This window comes from Haladaptatus sp. CMSO5 (assembly GCF_036689885.1).
In the GTDB taxonomy this organism is placed as follows: domain Archaea; phylum Halobacteriota; class Halobacteria; order Halobacteriales; family Halococcaceae; genus QDMS2.
In genome coordinates this window covers 2227878-2254853 of record NZ_JBAHVW010000001.1, presented here as the reverse complement: position 1 = coordinate 2254853, position 26976 = coordinate 2227878, and the positions used below count along the sequence as shown (strand labels likewise).

The 26976-nt window shown below is 60.5% G+C and carries 31 protein-coding genes; 15 read left to right on the top strand and 16 right to left on the bottom strand.

Going from position 1 to position 26976, the window contains the following annotated elements; genetic code table 11:
- Positions 1 to 69 precede the first annotated feature (69 nt).
- The 4 genes from V5N12_RS11845 to V5N12_RS11830 form a co-directional block, all read right to left on the bottom strand.
- Entirely contained in the window at positions 70 to 2499 is a 2430-nt protein-coding gene (locus tag V5N12_RS11845; RefSeq protein ID WP_332899373.1) for an ATP-dependent DNA helicase, read from the bottom strand.
- Positions 2500 to 2525: 26 nt separating this feature from the next.
- A complete protein-coding gene (locus V5N12_RS11840) occupies positions 2526 to 3218 on the bottom strand; it encodes an RAD55 family ATPase (protein WP_332899372.1) in 693 nt (230 codons plus the stop codon).
- On the bottom strand, positions 3202 to 3792 hold the full coding sequence (locus tag V5N12_RS11835) for a response regulator (RefSeq protein ID WP_332899371.1): 591 nt from the start codon (positions 3790 to 3792) through the stop codon (positions 3202 to 3204). The genes V5N12_RS11840 and V5N12_RS11835 overlap by 17 nt, the downstream gene beginning before the upstream one ends.
- Before the next feature lie 96 nt (positions 3793 to 3888).
- Complete coding sequence (locus tag V5N12_RS11830) at positions 3889 to 6003, bottom strand: AAA family ATPase (protein WP_332899370.1); 2115 nt, start codon at positions 6001 to 6003, stop codon at positions 3889 to 3891.
- 77 nt (positions 6004 to 6080) lie between these two features.
- Between V5N12_RS11830 and V5N12_RS11825 the strand changes: the two genes are divergently transcribed.
- Positions 6081 to 6215: a DUF7128 family protein gene (locus V5N12_RS11825; RefSeq protein WP_332899369.1), complete on the top strand. Its 135-nt coding sequence runs from the start codon at positions 6081 to 6083 to the stop codon at positions 6213 to 6215.
- On the opposite strand, the gene V5N12_RS11820 is transcribed toward V5N12_RS11825, so the two are convergent.
- Positions 6216 to 6656: a DUF5796 family protein gene (locus tag V5N12_RS11820; protein ID WP_332899368.1), complete on the bottom strand. Its 441-nt coding sequence runs from the start codon at positions 6654 to 6656 to the stop codon at positions 6216 to 6218.
- Positions 6657 to 6761: 105 nt separating this feature from the next.
- On the opposite strand from V5N12_RS11820, the gene V5N12_RS11815 reads away from it, so the two are divergent.
- The 5 genes from V5N12_RS11815 to V5N12_RS11795 all read left to right on the top strand — a co-directional run bounded on the left by V5N12_RS11815 (position 6762) and on the right by V5N12_RS11795 (position 9235).
- Positions 6762 to 7607: a shikimate kinase gene (locus V5N12_RS11815; protein WP_332899367.1), complete on the top strand. Its 846-nt coding sequence runs from the start codon at positions 6762 to 6764 to the stop codon at positions 7605 to 7607.
- Positions 7565 to 7870 (top strand): chorismate mutase, encoded by a 306-nt coding sequence (locus V5N12_RS11810; RefSeq protein ID WP_332899366.1) that lies wholly within the window; start codon positions 7565 to 7567, stop codon positions 7868 to 7870. The genes V5N12_RS11815 and V5N12_RS11810 overlap by 43 nt, the downstream gene beginning before the upstream one ends.
- Before the next feature lie 161 nt (positions 7871 to 8031).
- Entirely contained in the window at positions 8032 to 8316 is a 285-nt protein-coding gene (locus tag V5N12_RS11805; RefSeq protein WP_332899365.1) for a ribbon-helix-helix domain-containing protein, read from the top strand.
- Positions 8309 to 8593 carry a type II toxin-antitoxin system RelE family toxin gene (locus V5N12_RS11800; RefSeq protein ID WP_332899364.1) on the top strand — a complete coding sequence of 95 codons (285 nt, stop codon included), beginning with the start codon at positions 8309 to 8311 and terminating at the stop codon, positions 8591 to 8593. The genes V5N12_RS11805 and V5N12_RS11800 overlap by 8 nt, the downstream gene beginning before the upstream one ends.
- Before the next feature lie 213 nt (positions 8594 to 8806).
- On the top strand, positions 8807 to 9235 hold the full coding sequence (locus tag V5N12_RS11795) for a DUF7539 family protein (protein ID WP_332899363.1): 429 nt from the start codon (positions 8807 to 8809) through the stop codon (positions 9233 to 9235).
- 49 nt (positions 9236 to 9284) lie between these two features.
- Here V5N12_RS11795 and V5N12_RS11790 read toward each other — a convergent pair whose 3' ends face one another.
- On the bottom strand, positions 9285 to 10490 hold the full coding sequence (locus V5N12_RS11790; protein WP_332899362.1) for a CBS domain-containing protein: 1206 nt from the start codon (positions 10488 to 10490) through the stop codon (positions 9285 to 9287).
- A 186-nt stretch (positions 10491 to 10676) separates the two neighbouring features.
- Between V5N12_RS11790 and V5N12_RS11785 the strand changes: the two genes are divergently transcribed.
- Positions 10677 to 11345, top strand: a complete 669-nt coding sequence (locus tag V5N12_RS11785) for an SdpI family protein (protein WP_332899361.1) — start codon at positions 10677 to 10679, stop codon at positions 11343 to 11345.
- A 35-nt stretch (positions 11346 to 11380) separates the two neighbouring features.
- Here V5N12_RS11785 and hisH read toward each other — a convergent pair whose 3' ends face one another.
- Positions 11381 to 12025, bottom strand: a complete 645-nt coding sequence (hisH, locus tag V5N12_RS11780) for an imidazole glycerol phosphate synthase subunit HisH (protein ID WP_332899360.1) — start codon at positions 12023 to 12025, stop codon at positions 11381 to 11383.
- Between the two features lie 117 nt (positions 12026 to 12142).
- Between hisH and V5N12_RS11775 the strand changes: the two genes are divergently transcribed.
- Positions 12143 to 12610, top strand: a complete 468-nt coding sequence (locus V5N12_RS11775; RefSeq protein WP_332899359.1) for a GNAT family N-acetyltransferase — start codon at positions 12143 to 12145, stop codon at positions 12608 to 12610.
- A gap of 205 nt (positions 12611 to 12815) precedes the next feature.
- Positions 12816 to 14624 carry an SLC13 family permease gene (locus V5N12_RS11770; RefSeq protein ID WP_332900098.1) on the top strand — a complete coding sequence of 603 codons (1809 nt, stop codon included), beginning with the start codon at positions 12816 to 12818 and terminating at the stop codon, positions 14622 to 14624.
- 76 nt (positions 14625 to 14700) lie between these two features.
- Here V5N12_RS11770 and V5N12_RS11765 read toward each other — a convergent pair whose 3' ends face one another.
- Positions 14701 to 14880 (bottom strand): DUF1059 domain-containing protein, encoded by a 180-nt coding sequence (locus V5N12_RS11765; protein WP_332899358.1) that lies wholly within the window; start codon positions 14878 to 14880, stop codon positions 14701 to 14703.
- Between the two features lie 220 nt (positions 14881 to 15100).
- Between V5N12_RS11765 and V5N12_RS11760 the strand changes: the two genes are divergently transcribed.
- Entirely contained in the window at positions 15101 to 15889 is a 789-nt protein-coding gene (locus V5N12_RS11760) for a 2-oxo acid dehydrogenase subunit E2 (RefSeq protein ID WP_332899357.1), read from the top strand.
- Positions 15890 to 15920: 31 nt separating this feature from the next.
- On the opposite strand, the gene V5N12_RS11755 is transcribed toward V5N12_RS11760, so the two are convergent.
- Both V5N12_RS11755 and V5N12_RS11750 read right to left on the bottom strand, forming a co-directional pair.
- The gene (locus V5N12_RS11755; protein WP_332899356.1) at positions 15921 to 16601 is read right to left on the bottom strand and encodes a carbonic anhydrase; all 681 of its coding nucleotides are present in this window, start codon (positions 16599 to 16601) and stop codon (positions 15921 to 15923) included.
- A gap of 89 nt (positions 16602 to 16690) precedes the next feature.
- Positions 16691 to 17662, bottom strand: coding sequence for a hypothetical protein (locus V5N12_RS11750; RefSeq protein ID WP_332899355.1), 972 nt, complete (start codon positions 17660 to 17662; stop codon positions 16691 to 16693).
- 170 nt (positions 17663 to 17832) lie between these two features.
- Here V5N12_RS11750 and V5N12_RS11745 point away from each other — a divergent pair, with 170 nt between their 5' ends.
- Entirely contained in the window at positions 17833 to 18390 is a 558-nt protein-coding gene (locus tag V5N12_RS11745) for a hypothetical protein (RefSeq protein ID WP_332899354.1), read from the top strand.
- Between the two features lie 78 nt (positions 18391 to 18468).
- Positions 18469 to 18894 carry a DUF5367 family protein gene (locus V5N12_RS11740; RefSeq protein ID WP_332899353.1) on the top strand — a complete coding sequence of 142 codons (426 nt, stop codon included), beginning with the start codon at positions 18469 to 18471 and terminating at the stop codon, positions 18892 to 18894.
- A gap of 13 nt (positions 18895 to 18907) precedes the next feature.
- Here V5N12_RS11740 and V5N12_RS11735 read toward each other — a convergent pair whose 3' ends face one another.
- Complete coding sequence (locus V5N12_RS11735) at positions 18908 to 19714, bottom strand: aminoglycoside N(3)-acetyltransferase (protein WP_332899352.1); 807 nt, start codon at positions 19712 to 19714, stop codon at positions 18908 to 18910.
- Between the two features lie 138 nt (positions 19715 to 19852).
- Between V5N12_RS11735 and V5N12_RS11730 the strand changes: the two genes are divergently transcribed.
- Positions 19853 to 20296, top strand: a complete 444-nt coding sequence (locus V5N12_RS11730) for an ester cyclase (RefSeq protein ID WP_332899351.1) — start codon at positions 19853 to 19855, stop codon at positions 20294 to 20296.
- A gap of 25 nt (positions 20297 to 20321) precedes the next feature.
- On the opposite strand, the gene surE is transcribed toward V5N12_RS11730, so the two are convergent.
- The 3 genes from surE to V5N12_RS11715 are packed head-to-tail and all read right to left on the bottom strand — an operon-like array spanning position 20322 to position 23263.
- Positions 20322 to 21098: a 5'/3'-nucleotidase SurE gene (gene surE / locus V5N12_RS11725; protein WP_442904940.1), complete on the bottom strand. Its 777-nt coding sequence runs from the start codon at positions 21096 to 21098 to the stop codon at positions 20322 to 20324.
- Between the two features lie 39 nt (positions 21099 to 21137).
- Complete coding sequence (locus V5N12_RS11720) at positions 21138 to 22535, bottom strand: small ribosomal subunit Rsm22 family protein (protein WP_332899350.1); 1398 nt, start codon at positions 22533 to 22535, stop codon at positions 21138 to 21140.
- Positions 22532 to 23263: a prephenate dehydrogenase/arogenate dehydrogenase family protein gene (locus V5N12_RS11715; protein WP_332899349.1), complete on the bottom strand. Its 732-nt coding sequence runs from the start codon at positions 23261 to 23263 to the stop codon at positions 22532 to 22534. The genes V5N12_RS11720 and V5N12_RS11715 overlap by 4 nt, the downstream gene beginning before the upstream one ends.
- Before the next feature lie 89 nt (positions 23264 to 23352).
- On the opposite strand from V5N12_RS11715, the gene V5N12_RS11710 reads away from it, so the two are divergent.
- Entirely contained in the window at positions 23353 to 24126 is a 774-nt protein-coding gene (locus tag V5N12_RS11710; protein WP_332899348.1) for a hypothetical protein, read from the top strand.
- Positions 24127 to 24130: 4 nt separating this feature from the next.
- Here the strand turns inward: V5N12_RS11710 and V5N12_RS11705 are convergent, their stop codons facing one another.
- Entirely contained in the window at positions 24131 to 25303 is a 1173-nt protein-coding gene (locus V5N12_RS11705) for a M24 family metallopeptidase (RefSeq protein WP_332899347.1), read from the bottom strand.
- A 110-nt stretch (positions 25304 to 25413) separates the two neighbouring features.
- Between V5N12_RS11705 and aroA the strand changes: the two genes are divergently transcribed.
- Positions 25414 to 26706, top strand: coding sequence for a 3-phosphoshikimate 1-carboxyvinyltransferase (gene aroA, locus V5N12_RS11700; protein WP_332899346.1), 1293 nt, complete (start codon positions 25414 to 25416; stop codon positions 26704 to 26706).
- Position 26707: 1 nt separating this feature from the next.
- Here the strand turns inward: aroA and V5N12_RS11695 are convergent, their stop codons facing one another.
- On the bottom strand, positions 26708 to 26953 hold the full coding sequence (locus V5N12_RS11695) for a hypothetical protein (RefSeq protein ID WP_332899345.1): 246 nt from the start codon (positions 26951 to 26953) through the stop codon (positions 26708 to 26710).
- Positions 26954 to 26976: the final 23 nt, after the last annotated feature.

Here is a 26976-nt window from a genome sequence, read left to right as displayed (position 1 = left end):
AGTGTCAGGGGTGTGTCCATCCCACATAGTACATAATTAACGTGATTATATACTAAGGTATCGGTTTGTTCACGAATCTCCCACTTTGTTCCAAAATTGTTCAATCTGCGCGGACAGGAACATCGGGGTCATTCGTACCTGTTCAGTGCGCTCTTCTGCAGACAGACACGCACGAACGTCATCGCGTCTCGTCGTCTCACAGTACCGCTGGTCGATAAGCGCACGCACGCCGCGTTCGTCCGGGCCACGAATCACGCGACCGAGCGCCTGGCGCGTGCGACGAACCGCCGGAACCGTAAGCGCGTAGGTGAAGGCATTCTCCGAGCCGAAGGCTTCCGCGTAGGCGAAGCGAACCGCCCGAACCCTGGGTGAGCGCGTGTTCACGAGCGGGACGCCCACGACCGCGCAGGTGGCGAGTTTGTCGCCGTCGTAATCGACACCTTCGGTGAGTGTTCCCCGCGTGCTCGTCACGAGCACCTTCTCGCCGCCATCGAAGAAGGTCTGTTTGAGCGCCTCTGTGTCCTCGTTCGAGGAGCTTTCGTCCACGAGCACTGGCTTTGAGACCTCCTCACGCAGCCGGCTTGCCGCCCACGTCGCTTCCCGGTAGTTCGGCATGCAGATGAGGACGTTCCCGGGACTGCGGGCGAGTTCGCGCAGCGCGTAGGCGTACTCTTCGCGCACTGCGTTGTCTTCGCCTGCGGTTGGCGACCCACGATTTCGCGCGGTAAAGGGCGTCAGGTCGACGCCCCATGTCGCGCGGTTTTCGGGTGGGAAGCGCAGGTCGAAGGTGTGGGCATCGACCGGCCGCTCGGGGTCGAAGTCAGCGAGGCCAACCACCTCCTGGAAAACGTCGAGCGGCTCAAGCGTCGCGCTCATCAGCACGCCGCCGCCGACGGTGTTGAATATCTCTCGGCACTCTTCCGACGGGAGACAGTTGTACATGGTGAGCGCGGGCGTGAACGCCCGTTCCCAGACGTTCGCCGTCTCGCCGAGTTCCTTTGGCGAGTATTCGAGTACGAGTTCGCGGAAATAGGTGGCTCGACTGTTCTCCCACCAGTTGGTCATGAGCGTGCCAACCGCACCGCAGACCGTGCTCCGGTTTGGCTCGATTTCTTCGAGGACGGCGTCGACGGCCACGCCAAGTGGCCCCATCGCCTGCCAGAGGCGTTCGCCGTAGCCCTCCGCTTTGGCCCACGTCGAGAGGGCGTCTATCTCCTCGCTTTCGGGCGGTCTGAGCGGAATCTCGATGTCTTCTTCAGGGAACTCGTCGTACTGAATCAACCGGTGCCAGTCGTCGAATTCTTGGTCGAGATAGGCGGTGATGCGCTCGTCCATCCAGTCCATGACGGCGTTATAAAACTCGATGGCGCGGTGGACGTGGTCGAGCGACAGCTCGTAGGTCCCGAGGGCTTCGTTCACCTCCATTTTGTGCTCGCGCGTCTTGCTCGCGTGTTTGGTGAGCATCTGCAAATCGCCGCGCGCCCGGCGCAGCGAGTGGAGGCCAACACGGTCAGAAAGGATGTCTCTGACGCGCTCTTCGACGCGGTGGGCCTCGTCCACGATGACGAACGTGTTCTCGTCCAATATGGCGTCGGTGAGCACCCGCGTCTGGCCGTCGAACAGGTGCATGTAGTTCCCGATGACGACCTCTGCGTTCCCAAGTAAGACCTGCATCACGCGGTGGGGACAGGTGCCGTGTTCGACCGACTGGGGCAGGAGTTCAGAGATGGTTACGACGCCGTTTTCGCCGTGTTCGAAGCCGACGGGAGACCCCTTATCACGGGCGTACCAGTCGGCCTCGAATGGACAGTAGAGTGGGCCGTTGCCGGTGTCGGTATCGAGCACTTCGTCGGGCGCGGTTGGCTGGTGGGTCGGATACGGCGATTTGGCTCCGGCCGTTTCGAGCGTGGCCGTGTTGAGCGATTGCCACGTGTCTGCGTCCTGTCTCGCGGCGGCAGCGAGCTTCTCTGCGCGGGCGGGGTCCCACCACTTCTCTGCGTCCTCACGGACACCCGGGATGGCGCTTTCTTTCGGGAGGCCGCCTTTCTCGCCGTCGTTGAGCTTCACGAGCGAACTGGTGTGGTCTCTCAAGTCTTCACACCGGTCGTGGACGCTCGCATCGTCGGGGAAAATTCCTTCGCGCTCGTAGGGACAGAGGTCACCCTTGCTGTCGAGGGCAACCGCAGAAAGCGGGTCGTCGCGGCCGTCGTTAAGCGCACGCATATCGGCGACGAACTGCGCGAGTTGCTGTTTGACCGGCGTGACGACGACCACGCGGTCGTAGAGGTCTGTTTCGCGGATGAGATACGACGCGGCTGTGAGCGCGGCCATCGTCTTGCCCGTGCCACACGGGCCTTCGAAGACGAAGTAGCCCTTCCCCTTTGCCGTCCGGATGGTGCGCTCTATGACCTTCGCCTGCTGGTCGTAGGGGGTGTCGAAGCCGAAGTAGTCGCGCCAGTCTGCGTCGTCAACTTCTGCCACCCCCGGCTGGTCACTCATTCGACTGCGAGGTAGCGCGCCATCGCCTAAGAGTGATTGGGTTCGTACGCCGTCCACTTCGTGCGCTTGCCGCCGAGTCCAACCACGCGCATCTCGATGCCGGCGTCGCTCTCCCGGAGTTCTATCATGCCGTCGAACACCTGTTTGATGGTGTTTACGGCCTGTTCGTCGTGTGCGCCGGTATCGAGGGTGAACACGCCGAGATAGCCAACCGCTTCGAGTCGGGCGGTGAGCACATGGCAGAACTTGAACACTGTCCGCACTTCGACGTAGGACAGTAGCGTCGAGATGGAGTCGAGGGCGAGCCTCGTTTGCGTGATGCCAGACTGGTTGAATCGCTGCATGAACTGCGAGATGCCGATACCGATGCCGGTCAGGTCGCCCGGTGAGGCCACCGAGTGGACGAACTCTTCTTTCGCAGTACCACCCGACTCGCGCGACTCCACGATACCAAACGAGTCGTGATTGAGATTCGGAACCCGCTTTGTGAACTCTTCGTTAATGGAGTCAGCACTGCGGTCTGTCGAGACGATGACGCTGCCTTCTCCGTCTGTGGCCCCCTGTGCGAGGATAGATAAGGCGAGATCTTGCTTCCCGCTCATCGGCGGCCCGGCTATCAGAATGTTCGTACCCGGTGAGACCTGGAGTGTCTCCTCGGGGAGAATTCCCTCCAGCTCGTAGCCTGCTTGGTCAGTGTCCGAGTTACGATTGGTCTCCATTCGTACCCCCCAAATCCCGAAGTGCGCTGATGAACGACGTCTCGTCCGTGAAACCACCCTGCGTTTCATTCAGCCGGGCTTTCACGTCCGCTAGTTTGGCTTCGAGTTCGTTGTATGCGTCGTTTTGTTCGAGTTCTTCGATACGCTTCCCGGTCATCAGTGCCGCTTTCGTCTCTGCGAGCGCGTAGTATTCCTGTAGGAGCGCAGAGTAGGTCGCCCGCTCTACAAGACTATCGACGGTGTCGTGCAACTGGGCTTTGCTTACTGGCTTGCTGAGATAGGCGTCGAATCCCATATCGATGATGTCGAAATCCGGCTCTACGGCGGTCACCATCGCCACGCGACAGTTGAGGTTGCGTTCACGGATAGTCGAAAGCACCCCGTCTCCGGAAAGCCCCGGCATCATCCGGTCTAAGAGGACGACATCAACCGCTTCGGTGATGGCTGCAAGCGCTTCACGACCGTTTTGTGCCACGGTTACGTCGTACTTGCCACTGAGCCAAATCTCGTACGTTTCTGCCACGTCAGCTTCGTCTTCGACAACGAGAATGACTGGCCTATCTTCGTCACCCATCAGTTCTATTTTAACGTTCGTCCCCACTGTCAAAGCATTACTGTTTTTATTACTGTCATCTTAAACAGGCAAAACGGAGCCGTAACAGTCCTCTGCTCAGGTCAACGAGGGTTCTACTTGCTCTAGAGCCTGTGCGAAGTGGGATTCGCGAATCACTAACTCGGCTGCCCGGCTGGTCGCGGCTTCCGGGCCGATTTCTGCGGCGAACTCTCGAATCGCGTACATCGCGGCCTGCCGAACCACCGACCGCAAGTCTGCACCCGAGTAACCACGGGTGTCCGTGGCCAATGTGTCGGCATCGACGTCGGCTGCAAGCGGCTTGCCCGCGAGGTGTACCGCAAGAATCGCCCGGCGGGCTGCCTCGTCGGGTGCAGGCACTTCGATGTGCGTCTCAAGGCGACCTGCGCGAACGAGCGCGGGGTCAAGCACGTCGCGGCGGTTCGTCGCCGCGAGCACCATCAGATTCGGGTTATCGACGACGCCGTCCATTTCGGTGAGCAGTTGGGAAACGACCCGCTCGGTCACTTCGTGGCTGTCGTCTCTGCGCGCGGCAATGGCGTCGATTTCGTCGAAGAAGATGATTGCAGGGGCGGCCTGTCGTGCCCGGTCGAACACCTTGCGGACGGCTTTCTCCGACTCACCCACATAGCGGTCGAGCAGTTCCGGCCCGGCGACGCGGATGAAGTTTACCTCGCTCTCTCCGGCGAGCGCGCGAGCGAGCAGCGTCTTTCCGGTTCCCGGTGGGCCGTACAACAGCACACCGGAGGGCGGATCGGTGTTCGCCGCCTCGAACAGCGCGCCGTATTCGAGCGGCCAGATGACCGCCTCCTCTAACGTCTGCTTTGCGTCTTCAAGCCCGCCAACCGCGCTGAAGTCCACGTTCGGCGTCTCTGCGACGTATTCGCGCATCGCAGACGGGTCAACCACCGCGAGCGCAGCCTCGAAGTCGGCGCGCGAGACGGTGAGTGGCGTTCCGTCTTCCCGGCGACGAAGCGCGTGCATCGCCGCCTCCGTGGCGAGCGTTTTCAAATCCGCGCCGACGAAGCCGTGGGTGCGCTTTGCGAGTAGTGAAACCTCCACGTCGTCTGCGAGGGGCATCCCGCGCGTGTGGACGTCGAGAATCTCACGGCGACCCTCAATGCCGGGGACGCCAATTTCGATTTCGCGGTCGAACCGCCCGCCGCGGCGCAGCGCGGCGTCGATGGCGTCGACGCGGTTGGTCGCGCCGATGACGACGACCTGACCGCGGTCTTCGAGCCCATCGAGTAACGTGAGCAACTGGGCGACGACGCGGGTTTCCATGTCGGCGTCGTCGTCACGGGTGCCCGCAATCGAGTCGATTTCGTCGATGAAGATGATGGCCGGGGCGTTCGCGGTTGCCGTCTCGAACGCTTCGCGCAGTTTTTCCTCTGATTCACCCTTGTACTTCGAGACGATTTCCGGGCCGGAAATCACCGTGAAGTGGGCGTTCACCTCGTTTGCCACCGCTTTGGCGATGAGCGTTTTTCCGGTGCCGGGCGGCCCGTAGAGCAAGACGCCCTTCGGCGGGTCGATGCCTAACTGGGTGAACAGCTCCGGCTCGGCGAGCGGCAACTCGATCATCTCTCTGACCTGCTCTAACTCGTCGTCTAAGCCGCCGATGTCTTCGTAGTTGACGCCCGAATCGTCTTTATTGACGGCTTTTGCAGCCGGCTTCGACGCGGCCGAACCCGATTCGAGCAAGACGAGGCGCGTCTGGCCCGTCACGCGTACCATTCCGTCGGGTTGGGTTCGCGTCACGGCGAGCGATCCGTTGCCGAGTCGGGGGACGTGAAGCTGTTCGCCTGCGGTGAGCGGGCGGTCTACGAGCGCGTCGCGGATGGCTCTTGTCGCTTCATCGTCGTCAGCAAACTCGCGGTCGGGCGTGATTTCGACCATCGTGGCATCGGCCACGTCGACTTTTCGGACGTGCACCTCGTCGCCGATGTTGACGCCGGCGTTCGCGCGGGTGTCGGCGTCGATTCTGACCGCTTTCTTCGATAGTCCCGCGCCCGCGGGCCACACCTTTACGACGGTCACAGCGGTTCCTTCGATGATGACGGTGTCGCCACTCAGGACGCCGAGTCGCCGGCGAGCGGCTTCGGGGAGGCGCGCGACACCCCGTCCCGCATCGCGTTTTTCGGCACTCTGCACCGTGAGCGTGAGGCCCTCGTCTCGCACACCCGAACTCATACTACCCCCTTTCTCCCCCGCGCTCTTTACCGTTCGCTCGGAGAAACGAATTTATCGACACACGACAGTTCATACCTATGGTCTCTACGACCGAGCGCGACAACATGACCTGGTACGAGTGTGACCACTGCGGTCTCATGTTCGATGTCGAAGAAGACGCGCGCCAACACGAGGAAAACTGCGAGGGTGACGAAGTCGACTATATCCAGTAATCAGTCGTCCGTGGGTGGGGCCACGATTTCGAACGAGCGTTCGCCCATGTCGTCCTCTTCAAAGACGAATACGCGACCGCGAACCGTCTCTGGGTCTGCGTCGACTTCGACGCGAAAGCCACCGGCGTCGCGGATGGTCACACCGGGGAAGATAGTGGTCTCTTCGCCCTCCGCCAGAAGGACGCGCCCGACGCCCGTCGATTCGAGGATCTCGTCTGCCGTGTTTCGGTCGTTCACGTAGACGACGACACCTTCGGTCTCCGTCGGGTCGGTGACGAGGATGTGAACGTCTTTGGCCGGTGCGGTTTTGACCGTCCCCTCGACTTTCGCTGGAATCCCGTTGTAGAACACCTCTCTGCCGTCGGTGTAGTGGACGACGATGCCCCCCTCGGTGAGTTCGATACCGAGCGTTTCGGGCGAGATGTCGTTGCGCAGGCTCATACAATCCGTACTGCCCTACGCGCCAAAAACCCGGCGTTGTCAGGCGGCTAAATCCGCGTCAACCGCCACGCGTAAGTAGGCGGGTAGGGGAGGAGAACCTGTATCATGGAGGGCACGGCAGCGGCACCCGCCGCAGGAACTATCCTCAACGCACTCGCAACGGGGACGGGCGCGGCGTTCGCCATCGACCGCTACACCACCGCACACGTCAGCCTCGAAGACGAGGCGGGCGTGGCCGGCGAGGTGGACGGCGCACCGGACGCGGACACGCGACTCATCGAGAGATGTGTCGAACTCGTCACCGCCGAGTACGGAAACGGCGAAGGCGGCCACGTCCGCACCGAGAGCGACGTACCGATGGCCTCTGGACTGAAGAGTTCGAGCGCCGCCGCGAACGCGACGGTGCTCGCCACTCTCGCCGCCCTCGACACCGACATCGACAGAGCAGACGCCGCGCGCATCGGCGTCACCGCCGCCCGCGACGTGGGCGTCACCGTCACCGGCGCGTTCGACGACGCGAGCGCGAGCATGCTCGGCGGCGTCACCGTCACCGACAACACCCGCGACGAACTCCTCCACCGCGAAGAAGTTACGTGGGACGTGCTCGTCTGGACGCCCGACGAACAATCGTTCAGCGCGGACGCAGACGTTGCCCGATGCAAGCAAATCGCCCCGATGGCTGAACTGGTGGCTGACCTCGCGCTCGCAGGCGACTACGAACGCGCGATGACGGTAAACGGCCTCGCCTTCTGCGCCGCCCTCGACTTCCCCACCGACCCGATGGTCGAAGCGATGCCCCTCTCGCGGGGCGTCTCGCTGTCGGGGACGGGGCCGAGCTTTACGGCGATTGGCAACCGAGAGACACTGGAACAACTCGAAGACCGCTGGAGCAACCGAGACGGACACACATGGCTAACGACAACACAGAATCACGGCGCGACACAGAAGTGACGCTCGACGAACACCGCCAGGAAATCGAAGACATCGACCGCGAGTTGGTCGAACTCATCGCCCGGCGCACCTACGTCGCAGACACGATTGCAAAGGTCAAAGCCGAACTCGACCTACCGACCACCGACGAGGCCCAAGAGGACAAAGTGATGGAGCGCGCCGGGAAGAACGCAGAGCGCTTCGAGGTAGACGCGAACCTCGTGAAAGCGATTTTCCGGTTGCTCATCGAGTTGAACAAGGTAGAGCAGCGCGAGAATCGGTAGCTAACGGGACATCTGTTTATTGTCGAAAGTCGGTCGAAACGCTTGGAAGATACCGTGCCTCGTGAAGGGATGAACCGCGATTCAGTGGAGAGTGTCTCGCTTGTACGCGGCCTTCTTAGTTCGCCGAAACTGCTTTGGTAAGACGCACGTAATACGTACGTATGTCTAAAGCAACCACGAATGCCGGCGACGACGATGAAATCGTCACGGTGAATTTCAAGGTCACGCAATCGTTTCTCGACGAGATAGACGACACGTGGCAGGGGCGTGGCTTCAACAGTCGGAGTGAGTTCATTCGGTACACGCTGCGCGATGCAACGGAGTTCCCGACGTTCGACCGAGACGAACTCGTCGCACTCCTCCAAGCGGAAGAGGACATCCGTGACGGACGAACCATGAGCGCCGAGGAGGCCCGCGAACAGTTCGGAACGGACGGCGATGAGTGACGGCGACTGGACGTGGGAACTCACACCAAAAGCGCAGGACGACCTCGCTGCACTCGCTCCACATGAGCAAGACCGAATTCTCGACAAACTGGACGAAATCGTCGAGTCGCCGTGGCGTGACCCACCGGACTACGGCGAACCGCTTCAGAACAGCCCACACAAGAAAGTTCGAGTTGGTGAGTTCCGTCTGGCCGTGACCTTCCGTCGGAACGAACAGCGGATGATAGTCGCCCGAATCAAACGTCGCGGCGGCGCGTACACTGCAGACGACGATTGACTACTCTCGGTAGATAGCAGCAAGATACGCAGAATCTGTAATGTCACTCCGAGACCTGAACAAAGTAGAGCAGCGCGAAAATCGCTGAGCCAATCGAGACCGAAGCTCAGTTTCAGTGCCGTATCGACCACGTCATCCTCAGTGGGCGGCAACCATTGCCAGACTCACCGTCAGAGTACGAACGTTGATTCGACCCGCGGTCGTTCTAGATGTATGGCCGAATTTCCAGACGAGAGACAGCTCGTACTTAGAGCGCGTTCTCACTTAGAGCAGTGGCGAAACAGTGCCCGGACGCAGGCCTACACTGAACTGTTCTCCGGTGAGACGCCACTGCTCTCCTCCGACGATGTACGGCTGCTTGATGCGCTCGATTCTGCGTTGGAGCGACACGGTGGTGATGGCGTGTGGGGCACTGACGAGTACGGAATCCACACGGCTGGAACCGCGAGTTCAGACCGTTCGATTGGCGTTGTTTGCGTCTATCATCCACAGATTACCAAAGACTCTGTGCTGCAGGGGATTGATGGGATCGACGACCAGACTGAAGAACGACTCAACGCAGCACTCTGGCGCTATAGTGAGCGCGTTGCCACACTCATCGAAGAACAACTCGACGAGTTCATTCAACAAACACAGCACTGACGCGACGTTTTATGGCACCGCGTCCGAACCCGTTGCGAAAAAACGCGGCTCATCCGCCGAGCCACCAGCCGTAGAGGTGGTGTTGCTCGTCTGCGTCTGGATGTTTTTTCGATTGAGCGTAGGTCTTCCCTTTGAGAACTTGGCGTTCAACCGCGTTCGCCGCAAGTCGGAGCGCGTGAGTGGCTCCGTAGCCCTCTCCATCAGCTGTGAAGTAGCCACGGTTTGTAACCAGTCGAATCCGGGCTAACACCAACGGCATCCCGCGACTCTGTTCTTTGTGCTCCTGTAGCTCGATACTGGCCTTAATCACACGCATATCGCTATAGTTCGCTGTCAAATTCTCGATTAACGCGGAAACGTCGTCGTAGTCCATGTCTTCGAGCAGGTCAAGCCCGAACACCTGCACGGCTCGTCGGTCGTCTTGCTCCCACGTGAGTGCCTCAATGACGTCCGTTTTCGTGATGATACCGACCGGTTCGTCAGTGTCCTCGGCTATGACGACGAGCGAGGAAATCCCCTGTTCGAACATCGTTTCGACCACCTCATCGAGCGGTGCGCTTCGCCGAACCGTTACGACCACATCCGACATCAAATTTTCCACCGGCAAATCGAGCATCCGGTCACTGCTTCCGCCACGCGCGCCAAAGCCGCCATGACTCTCGCTCCCGCTGCGACCGCCAAACGACCCCGACGAGCCGCCCTGACTCTTATTCCCGCCCCGTGTCGTGAAGTCGATGACATCGTAGAGACTCACGATTCCCACGAGCACGGTATCGTCTACGATTGGGAGGTGGTCAATACGCGCTTCTCGTAAGATGTTGAGGGCTTTCCCGATGGTCGTCTCGGGGGATGCACTGATCAACGCTTCCGTGTAGGCATCAGCGACCGTTACGGCGTCAAGAAACGGCCGCACAGCCTCCAACACCGCATCTGCTGTCACGACACCGTAGATGCGGGTATCATCGAGCACGGGGAGTGTTTTTGCCTCACTCCCGATCATGAGTCGCGCGACTTCGCGGACGTCCTCAGTGCGATCGACGGCTGGGACGTGTTGTACCTGCGAGCCGACCTTTGCAGAGGGCTGGTTTGACGACGCGGCGAGCTGTCGGCGGCTGACGATTCCCTGATAAGCGTCACCATCCGTCACGATGACTGCGTTAAGTTCTTGATTCTCGAACGCGCCGGCTACTTTCGAAAGCGGTGTTCCAACGTCGAACTCGGTGAACTTCGTGGAAACAATCTCAGAAATATCCATTTTGTAACTCCTGATACAAGTAGGGCCCTTCGACGGTTATGTCTGTCTCACCCCACAGACACGAACTGGTTCTAGTCTGTGTGCTACAGGTCACCGCTGTCCTGCGATATTTCACACACGGGTAACTCGTCTGCCCTTTCAGGGCTAGCCTCTTCGTTCATTACCCCTCCAGTCGTATCAATTACCATGAATACGAGGCAGCGGTTTGCGATTGCGGTGGGGTTCGTCGTGCTTTCTGCACTCATTAGTGTCGTCGCGGCACCGTCGCTCCCCGACCGGCTCGTCACGCACTGGGACGCTGCGGGAGTGCCAAACGATACGATGTCGAAGCCGGTTGCGCTCGCGTTCACGCCTGTTCTCGCCGCGCTCTTGCTCGGGCTTTTCGCTGCTATTCCGCGCATTGACCCTCGCCGCGAGAACATCCAGTCGTTCCGTCCCTACTACGACTGGCTGGTCGTCATCATCACGGGATTCATCGCTCTTGTCCACGTCGGCGTCATCGCGTTCAACCTCGGCTACGCGTTCGACTTCACGCTGTTCATCCTCGCAGCGGTTGCCTTCCTGTTTTACTACATCGGTATCCTGCTCGGTCATGCAGAACGCAACTGGTTCGTTGGCGTCCGCACGCCGTGGACGCTCAGCAGCGAAGTGGTGTGGAACCGTACCCACGCGCTGGCCGGTCGCCTGTTCAAGCTCACCGCCATCATCTCGCTGGTCGGCCTGCTCTTTGGCGAGTACGCCCTCTACTTCATGCTCGTGCCCGCGCTGGTGACGAGCGCGATTACGGTGGGGTATTCGTACTATCTCTACGAGCAGTTAGAGCGGAGTGCTGACTCGTCTACTGACAGCCTTTGAGTGGCTAGGGACTCTCTGAAAAATCGAGCACTTGGTCACTCTGCGGCGAGCGATTCTTCTCGATACTGCGCTGCATAGTCCACGAAGTTTTTGAGCACGGTGAGTCCCGTCTCGCCGCTTTTTTCGGGGTGGAACTGGGTTCCCATGACGTTCCCCGCCTCGTTTGCGGCGATGGCAGCGAAGTCGAAGCCGTAGTCACAGGAGGCGACGGTGTGGACTGCGACGGAAGAGCCGTAGGAGTGGACGAAGTAGGCGTAATCACCGTCCTCAACCCCCGAGACAAGCGGGTGGTCGCGTTCGACGGTGAGTTCGTTCCAGCCCATGTGGGGGACTTTCACCTCGTCGCTCGGCAGGCGTTCGACGCGGCCGGGAATCAGGTCGAGGCCGTCGATGGTTTCGCCGTCTGGTACGCCCTCGGTGCTCTCGGTGAACATGAGTTGGAGTCCGACGCAGATGCCAAGAATCGGCGTGTCTGCTGCAGCGTCTATGAGCACGTCGTGAAACGGCTTCGAGTTCCGAACGCACTCGCCAAACGCCCCGACGCCGGGGAGCACGAGCGCGTCCGCCGTGGCGATTGCGTCGGGGTCGTCGGAGACGGTCACGGTCGCGTCGGCCCATTCGAGGCCGCGCCTGAGACTGCGGAGGTTACCGACGCCGTAGTCGATAATGGTGACGTTCACACGCGAGGATTTGAGATGGTGGGGTTTATCTGTTGACCTCCGGGTGAATTTCTCGGCTGTGAAACGCCGCCAGGGAAAAAGATAGATAGCTGCGCTGACACTGCGAGCACACGACAGATGGAGTTACGCGAAGCCACCGAAGCCGATATTCCCACACTCATCGAGTACTGGTACGCACTCGCTACCGACAACGAGCCGTATTCTCGGTTCAACGAACTGGTCTACGACAGCCAAGCCGAGGTTCCAGCAGACGGGTTCAGAAACCAGTTAGAACGCGACGACATCACCAACTACCTCGTCGAGATACAGGGGGAAACCATTGGCTTCGTCACCCTCCGCAACGGCGAACACTCCTCGCGCCAGTACTCGCGCTATCTCATGATTGTGAACCTCTACATCAAAGACGCCTTCCAAAATCGTGGTCATGGCACGCGCGTCGTAGAGAAGGTGAAAGAACTGGCGCGTGTGGTCGACTGCGACCACCTCAAGGTCTCCTGTGAGTGGCACAACGTTGATGCGCGACGGTTTTACACGAACACGGGCTTCGAAGAAAAGCAGGTGACGTTCGTCCAATCCATCGAGTAGCCGCGCACTGCCCTCCCTCGCTTCGCCACCCGCCACACGTCACCGCCCGGGAGGGGCCAAGAACCCTCTGTGCGTACGACCAGACTGGTCTGGGGCCGGCGCGGATACCAGCGTTTTTCCCTTGTTATCCCTTCGGTTAGGTATGTCTCTCTTGGCGCCCGCGCTGGCCGTGGCCGCGGTAGCCTCGACGCCAGTGACGGGTGAAATGCTCGTCGTCTTCGCTCTCATTGCGCTCGCGCTCTTTTTGTTTGCAACCGAGTGGTTCCCCATCGACGTCACCGCCATCATCGTGATGGTGCTGTTGATGGTGCTCGAACCGTGGACGCAGGTGTCTGCACAGGAAGGAATTTCGGGGTTTTCGAGTCCGGCCACCATCACCGTCCTCGCCATGCTCATCTTGAGCACAGGCATCAACCGTACCGGTATCGTCCAACTCCTCGGCCGGAAGATGGCCTCGTTTGCGGGCACCGACCAGCGAAAACAACTCGCCGCCACCATCGGCGTCACCGGGCCGATTTCTGGGTTCGTGAACAACACGCCCGTCGTCGCAATCTTGGTTCCCGTCATCGCTGACCTCGCCCACAAGGGGAAAACCTCCCCCTCAAAACTGCTCATGCCGCTTTCGTTCGCGTCGATGTTCGGCGGGACGTTGACCCTCATCGGCACGTCTACGAACATTCTGGCGAGTGACATCGTGGCCCAACTTGGCGCAGAAGCCCCCGAAAGCGGGTTGCACGCTTTCGGCATGTTCGAGTTCACCAAACTCGGTATCGTCGTGTTCGCGGTCGGGACGCTCTATCTCATGACGGTGGGCGTCTGGCTGATTCCAAAACGCGTGCCTGCAGAGGAGGACTTGGTCGAAGAATACGCCCTCCAAGAGTACCTCGCAGACGTCGTCGTCCCGGCCAATTCCTCGCTGATCGGCAAGACGGTCGAAGAAGCGCTCGGTGGCGACGAACTCGACATCGACGTGCTCCAGTTGATTCGCTACGGCGAGCAGTTCTCAGAGCCCCTCGCCCGCAAGGAGATTCACGAAAACGACACCCTCCGCGTCAGGACGAACCGCGAGACGCTCGAACAGCTCATGGACGCAGAGGGCGTCCAGTTCGCTGGTGGGCCGCGAACCGAAGACGACCTGCATCCCGGCGAGGAAGAGCCGGTGCTCGTCGAAGTCGTCATCCCATCGGGATCATTCCTCGTCGGCGAAAACCTCTCCAGTTCGACATTTCGCCAGCGCTACGACGCGAACGTCCTCGCTTTCAGAAGCCGGGGGAAAGTCGTCCGAGACCGATTCGAGGAGATTCGCATTCGCGTGGGTGACACGCTCCTCGTGCAAGCGCCACCCGATAGCCTCACCCGCCTAGTCGAAAACGAGGATTTCATCGTCGCCCACGAGTTCGAGAACGTGACCTATCGCAGCGAGAAAATCCCGTTCGCCGTCGCCATCGTCGCGGGCGTCGTGGCGCTCCCCGCACTCAACATCTTTCCCATCGTCGTCTCCGCACTCGGCGGTGTGGTGGCGATGATTTTGAGCGGCGTCCTCAAACCGAACGAACTCTACAAATCCGTCGAGTGGAACGTCATCTTCCTGCTCGCGGGCGTGATTCCACTCGGCATCGCCCTCCAGCAGACCGGCGCGGCCGCGCTTCTCGGCAACGCTGTCGCCTCTACTGCGACGTTCCTGCCCGCCATTGGCGTGCTCTGGGTACTGTATCTGGCAACCGGGCTGTTGACGAGCGTCATCAGCAACAACGCGAGTGTGGTGCTCATGATTCCCGTCGCGGCGAGCGCCGCCCAGTCGATCGGCGCAAATGCCTTCGCGTTCGTGCTCGCGGTGACGTTCGCGGCCTCAACGGCGTTCATGACGCCTGTAGGCTACCAGACCAACCTGTTCGTCTACGGGCCCGGCGGCTACACGTTCTCCGACTTCATCCGCGTCGGCGCGCCCCTCCAGTTGCTCCTCTCGATTGTCACGGTGCTCGGCATCGCCTTTTTCTGGGGCGTCCGGGTCTAAGCGAAGGTGGCTGGCGTCGGGCCCTGTGGGTACGCTTGACGGGTCACGAATCAAACAAAAAATCTCGTCGCAGGTCTCAGACTGAAACGATCTTTACGTACCTGCTCTCGATTTCTTCGAGCGAGAACTCCTTTCCGTGCTGTTCTTTGACGTGCTCTTGGGTGACTTTCAAGAGGCGGTCTTTATCGGAATCTTCCGTTCGCATCATGAATAAACAGCCATTGACGGCTGTGTCACACGCAACTTCTAGCGTCATCGTTGTTCCCGCCCTCTCACTGAGAGGGCGACGTACTAGACGACTGGGGAGAGAATAAAAATTCTTAGAGATTTTGTTACCAGACCGTTTTCCTGAGTGTCGCTGAACGCTCTCGCGTTTGGGCAACAACGCGCACTTTCGCGCCCCGCTTGCCAGTCGAAGACGGAACGCACCGACGGTGGTTACGAAACGCTATCGCGTTTGCAATCCTCCTCTAGCTATGGATACGAGGGGTGAGAGAGTCGAACCGTTCTCTCTGCGACGCCGGGCGACGGTGGACTCCATGCGGATGGCCGGACGACGCAGCGATATTCACGGCCTCGTCGAATTCGACGTGACCGACGCGAGAACCCGCATTGACGAGTTGGAGCACGCAACTGGAGAGCGGCTTTCTTTCACTGCCTTCATCGTGTTCTGTCTGGCACAAGCAATCGACGCTCAGCCACACGTTCAGGCGTATCGGGACGCGTTGGGTCGTGTCGTGCGGTTCGACGACGTTGACGTGATGGTCATCGTTGAGACGACCGTATCCGGCGAACAAATCGGTGTGCCCCACGTCATCCGGACGGCGAATCGGCGGTCGCTTCACTCCATTCACCGAGAGATTCGACGCGCACAGACGACTTCTGACGTGCCACAATTTTCCCAGTTCGCGCCGCTCTTTTTCCGATTACCCGGCGTGCTCAGACGGCAGATTTACCGGCTTCCACGCCTCGCTCCCCGTCGATGGAAGCAACTCGCCGGAACGGTCGGCGTCTCGGCTGTGGGAATGTTCGGTGCTGGCGGTGGGTGGGGAATCACGCCGACGAACTACCCACTCCAGCTAACGCTTGGGGGAATTTCGACAAAACCCGGCGTCAAAGACGGCGATATCGAGATTCGAGACTATCTCTCGGTCACCGCAACGTTCGACCACGATGTCGTTGATGGCGCGCCAGCCGCGCGCTTTCTCACCCACCTAAAAGAATTGGTCGAATCGGCCCACGGACTCGACACGATAGCCGAATAACCGTTCCCCGTCGACTCCGTAGACAGGCGGCTCAGTACTCCCAGAGCCGACGAATCCGCGCGTCGATGGCCGGGTGGGCCTCGCGCAGGGTTTCGACGTTCATCTCGCCGTTTACGTTGATGACGTGGACTTCCCCACGACGGTCTGAGTACACGTCTTGGAAGTCGTAGACGACGCCGACGATATCCACGTCGTCGGGAATCGTCTCGTTCGCGTCGAGGAACGCGATTTGCCGGTCGACGTTGTATTCGACCAGCCGGTTGACAGCCTCGGTTCGACTCACGTCGTCTGGCAGGGCGTCCACGCCGGATTCGAGGTGTGGCTTTAACAGCGACAAACAGTGTTCGATACCTGCCGGTTCAGAGATTTCGCCGGTGAGTGCGTCGTAGGTCGCCGTCACGGCACCACACCCGGTGTGGCCGACGACGACGATGATGTCTGTCCCAGTGTGTTCGACCGGATAGAGCACGTCGCCGGAGACGACTTCACCGGCGTCTGTCTGTTGAACGACGCGGTTGCCAATGTTCCCGCAGGTGAAGATCTGGCCGGGTTCGTCGTTGCCCCAGATGTGGTCTTGGAGGACGCGCGAATCAGAACAACACACCGTGACGGCGGCCGGGTGTTGGGCGTCTTGGACGTGGTCGAACCGGTTCTGGAACTCGGTTGCGTGCTCCAAATTGTTTTGTAGTAGTTCGATGAACGCCGAATGCATTGGCTATACCAGTTCGCCACGGTAAAAATAACTCTTGGTGATTTTCAACTGTACAACGGACACGCGACGGATTCAGCCGTCTAGCATCGTTATGGGCGGAGTCGAAGTTCCTCGTCGTTGAGCGTAAAGCCGGTCGATTCGAGCGAGTGTTTCGAGACGGTGACGATACGCAGCATGTACGAACTCAAGAGGACGTACGGCGAGAGCGCGACGACGAACGCGAGGCTGACGTAGAGAAATCGCGGCTCGATGCCGAGGACGGTGGCTTGGGGGAACAATCCGGCGTCGATTGCGAGTAGCACGTAGGCCGTAAAGACGATGACCGGGAGCGAGAGGACGAGCAGGTTGCTCGATAGATTTCGCAACTCGCGTTTGAAATAGACTGTTTTGAAGTACTCTCGACCGGAGGCGAACAACACGAGACTCTGAGAGAGATTTTTGAGCGGCTTGAGGTCGTCGTCGCTCAGTGTCCCTTCGACAGTGGCCTCAAGCTTTCGAGCCTGGTTGATGTGGTTGGCGTAATCGTAATCGAGCCCGGCGAGGAGCACCGTCGAGAGTCGTCGATTTTCAGATGCGAGGCGATCTTCGATGCGCGTCAGCTCTCCTTCGACGCCCTCGACCAACGCGAGCAACTCCGCTTGCAGTTGTTCGTCTTCGAGTTTCGATGCACTCTCTTTGAGGTGGGAGGTTTCGGTGCGCAGTGCGCGAACGATAAACGAGAAAAACGACCCGATTCCAGCCGGACTCACGCCGACTTGGGCGAGTTCTTCGAGTTCGATTTGGAAGGCAATCGAATCGACAATCTGTGCCTGTTTGACCTGCAGCGTGCCGAACTCCTGTGACAGAGCGGCCGTGTTAATCGAAAGGACGACCGAAACGAACAGAATCACGCCACCGAGCAGCGTATTGAACAGCGTCTGGACGGCACGGGTTTCGACCACTAGCCGCTCCATCTCGAACTCCCAAATCGCCCCAACTCCAAGAAGGAAGCAGAAAATCAGCGCGGAGAGAAACAGTGCAATCCATCGGCGATTCCCGTACAGAAACACCCACTGGCGCACGGTGCGTCGTTGTGTGGTCGTCGCTGACTTCGACTGTACGGCAGACGTGTTGTGTCCTCGCTCACCCTCGTTTGGCCCCCTCCCCATGAACTTCCCTTTCTATTGGCGAGAAAGCCGTATAATCCTTCTTGCCGACGTGGGCGCGCTGGTCACGGACTGTCTTCGGGTTCGTGTGTGGCCGTGGTGTACCCTTCTCGACAGCACGCCCCGCAATCTACGGTTTCGTCGCGGGGATGTTCGTCCTCGAAGACCGCGAGCAGGGCGTGCTCGCAGCCTACCGCACTAGCCCCCTTTCGGCTCGCGGCTACCTCCTGTATCGCGCCGGGACGGCATACGCGCTGAGCCTTGGAGCGACACTGCCCGCGCTCGTCGTCGTCGGGCTGGTTCCCGCACCACCGCTCGTCGTTCTCGGGGTTGCCGCAGTCGCTGCCCTCGGCGGACCGGTGCTTGCGTTCACCTTCGGCAGCCTCGCGTCGAACACAATCGAAGGCATCGCCATCAGCAAATTGTTGAACCTAGTTCTCCTCGGCCCCGCACTCGTTATCGCCCTTGTCCCGGAGCCACTCCAGTTGCTCGCCGGTGTGTCCCCCACGTACTGGCCGGTCAAAGCCTACGTCGCGGGCGTCTCGGACGACCCGCTCTGGGTCGGATACGTGCTCGTCGGGATAGTCGTTCACCTGCTTTTCTTGCTCGTGTTCGCCCGACTGTTTCAGAACCGAACCGAGTAGTGGGGTGGCAGAGGTAAGCCGCCACAAACCTGCAGCTCTCACCAGCCACTTGATAGACTAAGCCAGCGTAGGTTTGCTATGGCAACTGGAACCGCAGCCGACGGTGTCGAACGCACGCCGTCGCTCACGACACCGACGATGCAGGCTTTTTTCTTGCTCGGATTCAGCGTCTGGCTCGTCGCCACCCTCGCGTTCAGAGTCGCCGGGCAATTTCTCTTGCATCCAAACGCGCCGCTCGTCATCGGCGCGTTGTACGTCGTAACCGTCCCGGCGATGCTTGGCCTCGCGCTCGTGTTCTATCGCTGGCGGCGCGTGTCGGGAGCGGCACGCCTGCCGGCGGCGATTGCCCTCGTGTTACCCGGGATGGTCCTCGACACCGTTGTCATGGCCAAATTCGAGGCCGTGTTCCCGAACATGGTGTCTGCGTCCGCGCCGTATTTCGGCGGAATGCTGTTGCTCGCCTATGCGTCCGTGCTCCTGAGTGTATTCGTCAGGCGAGCGTAGCCTCGTTTGGAACCTACCGGTGTGCTTCGAACCACTCGACCGCATAGTCGACAATCGCTTGTTGGTCGATGAGTTTCACGTCCGCGGCGGCGACCGTGCCTTCGGTGACGCCGACTTCCGCCTCGAAATCGGCACCGAGTTCCTCGAAGTCGCTCGTGTCCGTTTCGATGTCCTCGAACTCGACGACGACGCGTTCGCCGTCCCGCTCGACGGGCGCGCGCTCAGTGATGATTTCTTTCTCGAAGCTCGCAGGGTATTCGCCGAGATGGAGCGACGTGTTGTTCGCGTGGCCGACGCCGAGGAGGAGGATTTTCCCGCCGCGGTCGTAGATGCGCGCGAGCGGCGACCCTTCGCCGAGGCCGTAGTCGAACTCGTGGTCGGAAATTATCGTGGACACCCCCGCACCCCACGCCGCAAAGGAGTTGATTGGGTGGGCGCTCCTGTGGACGCCAGCGTAGTTCCGGAAACACTCCCCGATTGCGCCCATGCCGCGCGTTGGGGTGCTTTCCGGCCGGAACGGCGGCATCTCCTCGTTGATGATTTTGACCCAGTGGTCTGGAACCGGCGGTGCTTCCCAGTGTTCTGGATTCGAGTACTGTGAGGTGAACGACGGCATGACGAGCGTGCCCCGTTCTGTGAGCACTTCCTGGAGCGCGTCGATGACGGCGGTTGGCCCGCCAACGACCCATCCGAGTGAACTCAGCGACGAGTGGACGAGTAGCGTGTCACCGGCCTCGATACCGAGGGCGCGAAAATCCGCAGCAAGCGACGAGACGGTCGCGGGTGACTCGACCATCTCGATGGCGTCAGATTCGGACATACGAACTCGTCACCAAGGCGTGCCTTCAGTGTTTGTTTCTGCGTCCGAAAATTCTCAATTCTCGGACGGTTGCTCAACAGTCTTCTCCGTTTCCCACCAATACACTCTTCGGCTCGTGTGAGCTGAAAGAGGTGACTCATGGCAACGACAGACGTTCTCAGCGCGAACAAAGCGCTGGTTCAACGCGAGATGACCGAGGTATGGAACGAAGACAAACTCGACGTACTCGATGAATTGTACGCCCCCGACGTGAAAATCGGAACTCAGCGGATGGGCGATTCGACGCCACTCGTCACACTCGATGACATCAAAGCGATTCACCGTGAGTGGGACGAGGGGTTCCCGGACGCAACCGTCACGGTAAACGAGCTGGCCGCAGAGGGTGATGTGGTGTTCGCGTGGTGGACGATAACCGGCACGCACACCGGACAGTTTCGCGGCTACGAGCCAACCGGCAATGATATTGCCGTCGATGGATTCAGCTTCTGGAAAATCAAAGACGGGCGGGTTGTTGAAATGACAGATGGCGCGAGTATGACGGCCCTTCTCGGCCAGATTGGTGTGCAGATTCCGACGAGCTAACACCGTCTCAGACGGCTTTTTGCGACTACAGGTACGTTTCAGCCAGTGCGTCAAGCGCCTCGTGGTGTTCGGTCGTGTGGGGTGCCGTGAGCGGCGAGACACTGATACGTCCGTCCACGACTGCCCGACGGTCGCTCCCGCGTGGGTCGGGGATGTCGCCTGCTGCCATCTTCTCCCAGATGCGGTCGTGGAGCGTCACGGTCTCGCCGTTCTGTTCTGCGTCCATCTGGTAGACGTGCGACGGCCGAGTGATTTCCATGTCTGCCGGTTCCTCGCCGGGCATCGGCGCGTTCACGTTGAGATAGTCCGCGTGGTCGAACACGCCCGCGTTGAGCGCGTGAGTCGTGAGATATTCGGTCGCTCGGACGGCCTCGCGGTAGGAATCGCCTGTCTCTTGGTGCTTCTTAAAGGCCTTCCACCCGCCGGGAATGTAGAGCGAAACGGCGATTGCGGGGATGCCAAAGAAGGCGGCTTCGACGGCGGCGCTCACCGTGCCAGAGCGCCCGAGGACGTACTCACCGAGGTTCGCGCCGCGATTAATTCCAGCGACGACGAGGTCGGGGTCGGGGGTGAGTGACTGCACTCCCGCGACGACGCAGTCGGCTGGCGTGCCCTCGATTGCGTAGCCGAGTTCGTGGTTGTGGATGCGCACCTCCCGCGACATCTTGCGCCCCACAGCACTCTGGTCTTCTTTGGGGGCGACGGCCGTCACCGACCCCACCGCAGAGAGGGCATCGTACAGCACGCGAAATCCGGTGCTGTCGATGCCGTCGTCGTTGGTCAACAGAATCTCCATGCTCATACTCCTCATGCGGTCGCCTGCCGCAAAAACACCCCGCCCTCAGGCGGGCATCGCGTCGACCGTCGTCTTACCGTCCACGACGAGGTTGTACGCCTCCTCGTCGTCGTTCCAGAGCACAAGGACGTTCTCGAAGATGAGGAGGTCACCGTACTCGGCGTCTTCGAGCGCGGCGTTCGTCGTCGTCTTCTGGGTGCGCACCGCGTAGTGGTCGATTTGCTCAGAGCCGTCGCCAATCTTGTAGAGTTGGTGGGCATCGCCCGCCGACAGCGAATGACTCAGTTTGACGGCGAGCACGTCGATGCGTTTGGTGACGTGCTTTTCCATCTCGTTCATCCGCGCGAACAGGCTGATGTTCGGCTCGATGTCGAGGCGCTGTTTATCGTCTTTGCGCAGGACGGTCCAGGAGTACTGGACGTCTTCGTTGATGAACTCGCCGTAGTCACCGCCCGCCTCGTCGAGTTTCTGCTGGAAGGCCGGAATTTCGAGGTCTGGTTGCACGTCGAACGACCAGCCCTCGTCTGCGGGCGCGAAGCTGGGCCAGATGCGAACCGCTGGCCCCCATACCGACAGGCCGTCTTCGACCGTGCGCTCGACTTCGCGCAGGCCGATGCTCGTGTTTCTATCGGCGGGCGCGATGGCGACAATCGAGCCGTCGTCTGCGAGGTGTTTGGCGTACTTCTTGACCACTGAAACGGGGTCGTCGAGTTCGCTCAAGACGTTCGAGAACAGAACGATGTCGTAGGTTTCACTCGGCTCGAACGCCTCTGCAGTCTCGCGGTGGAGTTCGGTTCTGAAGGTGTCGCGCGTTTCTGCGAGCATGTGTTCGAACACGTCTGCGCCCGCACTCGGTTCGAGCGCATGATAGTCCACGAGCGCGTCGTCGGGGAACAGGTCGTGGATGCCGAGCGCCGGGCCGCCCGCCCCCGCGCCCACGTCGAGAATCCGGGTGTGCTCGCTCAGCAAGCCGTGTCGGAGCATATCTGCGAACACGTACTGTGCCGTCGCGTAGTAGTCAGGGAGATGGTACACGGCGTAGCCGAGCGCGGCGTCCTCGTCGTATTCGACCGGGTTCTGGGCGAAGTAGTCCTCTTTCAGCTTCCGGATGTTGTAGCGGAGCACGTCACCGCCCTCACCATCGGGCCAACCCGCGCCGAAGCGGTTCACGATGAACTCCTCTAGTCGCGCTGAGTGTTCGGGCGGGAACGCCTTCACGCCGTGGAACGTGGTCGAAATCGGCTCGTCAGAAGCGGGGACGAACGTGCCGTCTTCGGCCTCGACGATGCCGAGTTCGACGGAATGTTCTCGGAGCACCTGCCGGACAACTGCGGGGTGTGGTTCGCCATCGACGTATTCGAAAATTTCGTCGGGGTCGATTGGTCTGACGGCGCGAAGATACTTTGCGTTCTCTACGATTTGCGTGCGTTGTTCCTGTTTCATCGTCGTGACTCGCGATAGAGGCGTTCTACGGTTTCTGCGTCTGCGTCTGCGAGTTTTCGGGCGGCGGCTGCGACTTCCTCTGCGCCCGCAAAGGTTTCTTGAATCTCTGCGTACACTCGCGGCGTCCCCGAGGTGACTTGCTCGACAAGGTCGAACAAGCCTTCTGAGATGGGCGTGTGAAATTCGTCGGGCACGTCGTCTGCGGCAAGGGCGAACGCGAGGATGGCGGCGTGCGTTTTCGCCTGCACCGTCTCCATGGCCGTGTCGTGTTCTTCTGCGGTCGTCTCGAACAGCGTGTTGCCCGCGGCTTCGAGAGCCTTTCTGAGTCGGGCGGTGACCGGCCCCGCGTTGGCAGAGGCGACGGCAATCGTCCCGGGAGCGTTATCCGGCCCGAACAGCGGGTGGAGACTGAAGTGCTCTATGTCGGGGGCGTGAGTCGCCATCGCGGTGAGCGGCGCGTCCATCACGCCGCTCAGATCGAGGAGTGCTCGCGTTGCCTTGTCTGCATGTGCGGCGATGGCCTGTTCGACGACGGAGATGGGGACCGCAACGCAGACGGCGTCGAAGTGGTCGTCGGTATCGAGTGAGACGGCCCTGCCACCGATTTCGTCGGCCGCTCGCTCGGCGGCCGCGGGGTCGGCATCCGTGAAGGCCAGCTCGCATTCGTCGGCGACGCTCTCTGCAAACCAGCGTCCCATCGCGCCCGCACCGACGACCAGCAGTTCCATGTCTGCGACGTATCCGGGCGGGGGCAAAAAGGGGTTCGTTTCCCCGAGTTCGGAGCAAGCTATTTAATACATATTAGAATAGTTGAATTATGCCTTCGAGAACATTTGCGTTCTTTCTCATCCTCATTTGCGTCGGTTTTGCTGGCTGTACCGACGACCCGTTCTCCTCGATAGTAGGCGGTGAAAAAGAACCGACCCTCGAAACGGTCACGTTCCCGAAAGGAACCACAGCCCAGGGATTCACCAACCGGTCACAGCTCGTGAACAGCACCAAATCCGGGCTCGATGGAACCACGTTCACAATGACGGATTTCATCACCAACTCGAATGCCGAGAACACGTGGACAAGTGCGAAGTACCTGGAAAGTGACCGCGAGGGTTTAGTCGTTTATCAGTGGGAGAAGGCAGGCGGCCAAACAGACGAGACATACATCGACAGCACAGGCGTGTACTATAAATTCGGAACGGAGCCGCCAACTTACCGAACCGAACCTTTGGGATGGGTGACGCCACGTGAAGTACACGAGCGAGGCATCGAACGAAGCACGCAGTATCTGGAAGCGGCGCTCGAACTCGGCAACTACACGGCAGCAGATGTGATTCGCCGGGACGGGACGACACTTATCGTGTACAACCTCACTGACCCGGCAGACACCGCGGACGATTGGCGCATCACAGCCGCATCGGGACAGATTTTCGTCGATCAACAGGGAATCGTCCACAAGATAGACATCTACATCGCTGGGCGCAGTGTCGGCGAATCCTCGACATACACCAGAACGAGGCTCAGATACTCCGTCTTTCTGAACGAGCCGCGGACAGTTCGCGAACCCGCGTGGGTCGCAAATCAGACCGAGAGATAGTCGATTACGGGAGGACGAACGTCTTCGGGTAGTCGGTCAGATTCTCGTAGCCGTCTTCGGTGACGACGATGATGTCCTCGATGCGCACGCCACCGACGTCGGGATCGTACAGGCCCGGCTCGATGGTGATGATGTGGCCGGGTTTGAGTTCCTCACCGCGCGGGCTAATCGACGGCATCTCGTGGATGTCGAGGCCAACCCCGTGGCCCGTCGAGTGGATGAACCCGACTTCTGTCGTCTCATCTGCCCGAAGCGTCGGGTAGCCCGCTTCCTCGTAGATGTCACAGACCACGTCGTGGACGTCTTTGCCGGTTGCGCCCGGTTTCACGGCGTTGAGGGCCGCTTCGAGTGCTTCATCGGTGATGTCGTACCATTCTTGGAGTTCGTCGCTCGGCGTCCCTTTGACGAACGTCCGGGTCATGTCCGCGAAGTATTTGCTCTCCTTGTCGCGTGGGAAGATGTCGATGATGATGGACTCGTTTGCGAGAAGTGGGCCACTGCCGCGGTCGTGGGGATCTGCGGCGTCCGCACCGCAGGCAACGATGGTTTCGTCTAACGCACAGCCGTAGCGCAGGAGGGTCAGCTCGATTTCTTGGCGGACGCGCTCTGAGGTGAGCGGCTCGCCCTCGTAGTGGAGGACGCCGTCTTCGACGGTTGACTCGCTGATGAGCGTCTCTGCGGTTTGCATCGCCTGTTCGTTCGCCTTCTGGGCGGCGCGGATGTGGGCGATTTCTTGGGGGAGTTTGACGGCGCGAATGTCGCGGAGCACGTCATCGTCGTCCGCGGTGACCTCGATACCCTGTTCGCGGAGGCCGTCGCCGTGGCCGAGCGGGAAGTCGGTGGGGACAAGCACGGAGGAGACGTCGTGGGAGTCGAGGAACTTCGTCCAGACGCGGTGGGCCGCCTCTGTCGGGCCATATTCGTCTACAAGGTCACCGTAACCGAACTCACTCCCGCGGGCGAGGGTGGCCGCGCCGCTTTCTTTTTTCGCCCGGCCGTATTCGAGCGGCGAGACGAACAGGTGCACCTCGCCGTCGTAGAGCGTGAGAAACGGGTCTGGCGCGTCGAATCCGGAGAGGTAGCGCTGATTCGAGTCGTCGCTTGCGGCGTAGATAAGAAAGCCATCGGCCCCCGATTCTGCGAGGGCGGCGTCGAGGTCGGCAAAGTCCGGTTGCATACTCACGCTGGGTGAGCGATGGCTAAAATCCTACCGGGGCGACCCCGTGGCGGCTGGCAGACCTCTCCGTGTCCGGTATCCTGATACCGGGTCGTCCCATCTACCCACCCATGGACGTTGACATCTCGAACTCGACCGTTGCCGGGCGAGCAAAGGCTCCGCCGTCGAAGAGTTACTCCCACCGCGCCATCCTCGCCGCGGGCTACGCCGACGGCGCGCTCATCTACGACCCGCTCATGAGCGCCGACACGAAGGCGACCATCCGCGCGGTCGAAGCCTTCGGCGGTAGCGTCGAAGAAATCGACGGCGGTCTCGACGTGTCCGGCTTCGGCGGCAAACCGGGCACACCCGGCGATATCATCGACTGCGCCAACAGCGGGACGACGATGCGCCTCGTGACGGCCACCGCCGCGCTCGCAGACGGCATCACCGTACTCACGGGCGACCGCTCGCTCCGCTCTCGGCCACAGGGCCCGCTTCTCTCCGCGCTCACCGAACTCGGCGCGCGAGCCGAAAGCACCCGCGACAACGGGCAGGCCCCGCTCGCGATTCGCGGCCCACTCGCGGGCGGTGAGGTCTCCATTCCCGGCGACGTGTCCTCGCAGTACATCACCGCGCTCTTGATGGCCGGTGGGACCACCGAACAGGGCATCGGCGTCCATTTAGAAACCGACCTCAAGAGCGCACCGTATGTCGATATCACGCTCGAAGTGCTCGCCGCGTTCGGCATCGATGCAGAACCCACACCCGATGGCTTCGCGGTCGCGGGCGGTCAGACCTACGAACCCGAAGATGGCGAGTACCACGTCCCCGGGGACTTCTCGTCTATGTCCTACCTGCTCGCCGCGGGCGCACTCGCCGCCGAAGACGAACTCATCGTCACGGGCGCACACCCGAGCGCACAGGGCGACAGCGCCATCGTAGACGTGCTCCTCGGCATGGGCGCAGACATCGAATGGGACGACGACGACGGCATCATCACAGTCAGAAAATCCGACCTCTCGGGCATCGAATTCGACGTGGGTGACACGCCCGACCTCCTGCCCACCATCGCCACGCTCGGCGCGGTCGCAGACGGCGAAACCCGAATCACCAACTGCGAGCACGTCCGCTTCAAGGAGACCGACCGCGTGAGCGCGATGGCAGAAGAACTCACGAAACTGGGCGCATCCGTCACCGAGCGCCAGGACGAACTCATCATCCGCGGCGGTGAGTCGGACTTGTCGGGGGCGGTCGTCGAGGGAAAGAACGACCACCGCATCATCATGGCCCTCGCCGTGGCGGGCCTCACCGCGGAGGGAACGACGAAAATCAAAGGCGCAGAACACGTTGACGTGTCGTTCCCCAACTTCTTCGACGTGCTGTACGACTTGGGTGCGCGCGTAGACCAGAAAATCGGCTAAGTCAGTCGCACAGCAGGTTCACGTCTCGATGAATCGTTTTAACGTGCGTCTCTGATTCTGTCACAAGGTACTTCGTCCGCGTCCGGAGATTGTCGGCGTGACCGGCTTTTGACCCACAACTGTACTCATAAGAGTAGGTCATCGTGACCTCAACCGTGATGCCCGCTTCGGTTCGATTCACAACCGCCACCGTCGGGTCGGCGTAGCCGGGGACGGTTCCCGAAACGTTCGACGCATTTTGCAACATGGCCCGAACCCGTCTCTCTTCCG

Bases quoted from the DNA above. Each gene is read 5' to 3' on its own strand.
- V5N12_RS11845 (WP_332899373.1), bottom strand. From the start codon at position 2,499: ATGAGTGACCAGCCGGGGGTGGCAGAAGTTGACGACGCAGACTGGCGC.
- V5N12_RS11840 (WP_332899372.1), bottom strand. From the start codon at position 3,218: ATGGAGACCAATCGTAACTCGGACACTGACCAAGCAGGCTACGAGCTG.
- V5N12_RS11835 (WP_332899371.1), bottom strand. From the start codon at position 3,792: ATGGGTGACGAAGATAGGCCAGTCATTCTCGTTGTCGAAGACGAAGCT.
- V5N12_RS11830 (WP_332899370.1), bottom strand. From the start codon at position 6,003: ATGAGTTCGGGTGTGCGAGACGAGGGCCTCACGCTCACGGTGCAGAGT.
- V5N12_RS11825 (WP_332899369.1), top strand. From the start codon at position 6,081: ATGGTCTCTACGACCGAGCGCGACAACATGACCTGGTACGAGTGTGAC.
- V5N12_RS11820 (WP_332899368.1), bottom strand. From the start codon at position 6,656: ATGAGCCTGCGCAACGACATCTCGCCCGAAACGCTCGGTATCGAACTC.
- V5N12_RS11815 (WP_332899367.1), top strand. From the start codon at position 6,762: ATGGAGGGCACGGCAGCGGCACCCGCCGCAGGAACTATCCTCAACGCA.
- V5N12_RS11810 (WP_332899366.1), top strand. From the start codon at position 7,565: ATGGCTAACGACAACACAGAATCACGGCGCGACACAGAAGTGACGCTC.
- V5N12_RS11805 (WP_332899365.1), top strand. From the start codon at position 8,032: ATGTCTAAAGCAACCACGAATGCCGGCGACGACGATGAAATCGTCACG.
- V5N12_RS11800 (WP_332899364.1), top strand. From the start codon at position 8,309: ATGAGTGACGGCGACTGGACGTGGGAACTCACACCAAAAGCGCAGGAC.
- V5N12_RS11795 (WP_332899363.1), top strand. From the start codon at position 8,807: ATGGCCGAATTTCCAGACGAGAGACAGCTCGTACTTAGAGCGCGTTCT.
- V5N12_RS11790 (WP_332899362.1), bottom strand. From the start codon at position 10,490: ATGGATATTTCTGAGATTGTTTCCACGAAGTTCACCGAGTTCGACGTT.
- V5N12_RS11785 (WP_332899361.1), top strand. From the start codon at position 10,677: ATGAATACGAGGCAGCGGTTTGCGATTGCGGTGGGGTTCGTCGTGCTT.
- V5N12_RS11775 (WP_332899359.1), top strand. From the start codon at position 12,143: ATGGAGTTACGCGAAGCCACCGAAGCCGATATTCCCACACTCATCGAG.
- V5N12_RS11770 (WP_332900098.1), top strand. From the start codon at position 12,816: ATGCTCGTCGTCTTCGCTCTCATTGCGCTCGCGCTCTTTTTGTTTGCA.
- V5N12_RS11765 (WP_332899358.1), bottom strand. From the start codon at position 14,880: ATGACGCTAGAAGTTGCGTGTGACACAGCCGTCAATGGCTGTTTATTC.
- V5N12_RS11760 (WP_332899357.1), top strand. From the start codon at position 15,101: ATGGATACGAGGGGTGAGAGAGTCGAACCGTTCTCTCTGCGACGCCGG.
- V5N12_RS11755 (WP_332899356.1), bottom strand. From the start codon at position 16,601: ATGCATTCGGCGTTCATCGAACTACTACAAAACAATTTGGAGCACGCA.
- V5N12_RS11740 (WP_332899353.1), top strand. From the start codon at position 18,469: ATGGCAACTGGAACCGCAGCCGACGGTGTCGAACGCACGCCGTCGCTC.
- V5N12_RS11735 (WP_332899352.1), bottom strand. From the start codon at position 19,714: ATGTCCGAATCTGACGCCATCGAGATGGTCGAGTCACCCGCGACCGTC.
- V5N12_RS11730 (WP_332899351.1), top strand. From the start codon at position 19,853: ATGGCAACGACAGACGTTCTCAGCGCGAACAAAGCGCTGGTTCAACGC.
- surE (WP_442904940.1), bottom strand. From the start codon at position 21,098: ATGAGCATGGAGATTCTGTTGACCAACGACGACGGCATCGACAGCACC.
- V5N12_RS11720 (WP_332899350.1), bottom strand. From the start codon at position 22,535: ATGAAACAGGAACAACGCACGCAAATCGTAGAGAACGCAAAGTATCTT.
- V5N12_RS11715 (WP_332899349.1), bottom strand. From the start codon at position 23,263: ATGGAACTGCTGGTCGTCGGTGCGGGCGCGATGGGACGCTGGTTTGCA.
- V5N12_RS11710 (WP_332899348.1), top strand. From the start codon at position 23,353: ATGCCTTCGAGAACATTTGCGTTCTTTCTCATCCTCATTTGCGTCGGT.
- V5N12_RS11705 (WP_332899347.1), bottom strand. From the start codon at position 25,303: ATGCAACCGGACTTTGCCGACCTCGACGCCGCCCTCGCAGAATCGGGG.
- aroA (WP_332899346.1), top strand. From the start codon at position 25,414: ATGGACGTTGACATCTCGAACTCGACCGTTGCCGGGCGAGCAAAGGCT.
- V5N12_RS11695 (WP_332899345.1), bottom strand. From the start codon at position 26,953: ATGTTGCAAAATGCGTCGAACGTTTCGGGAACCGTCCCCGGCTACGCC.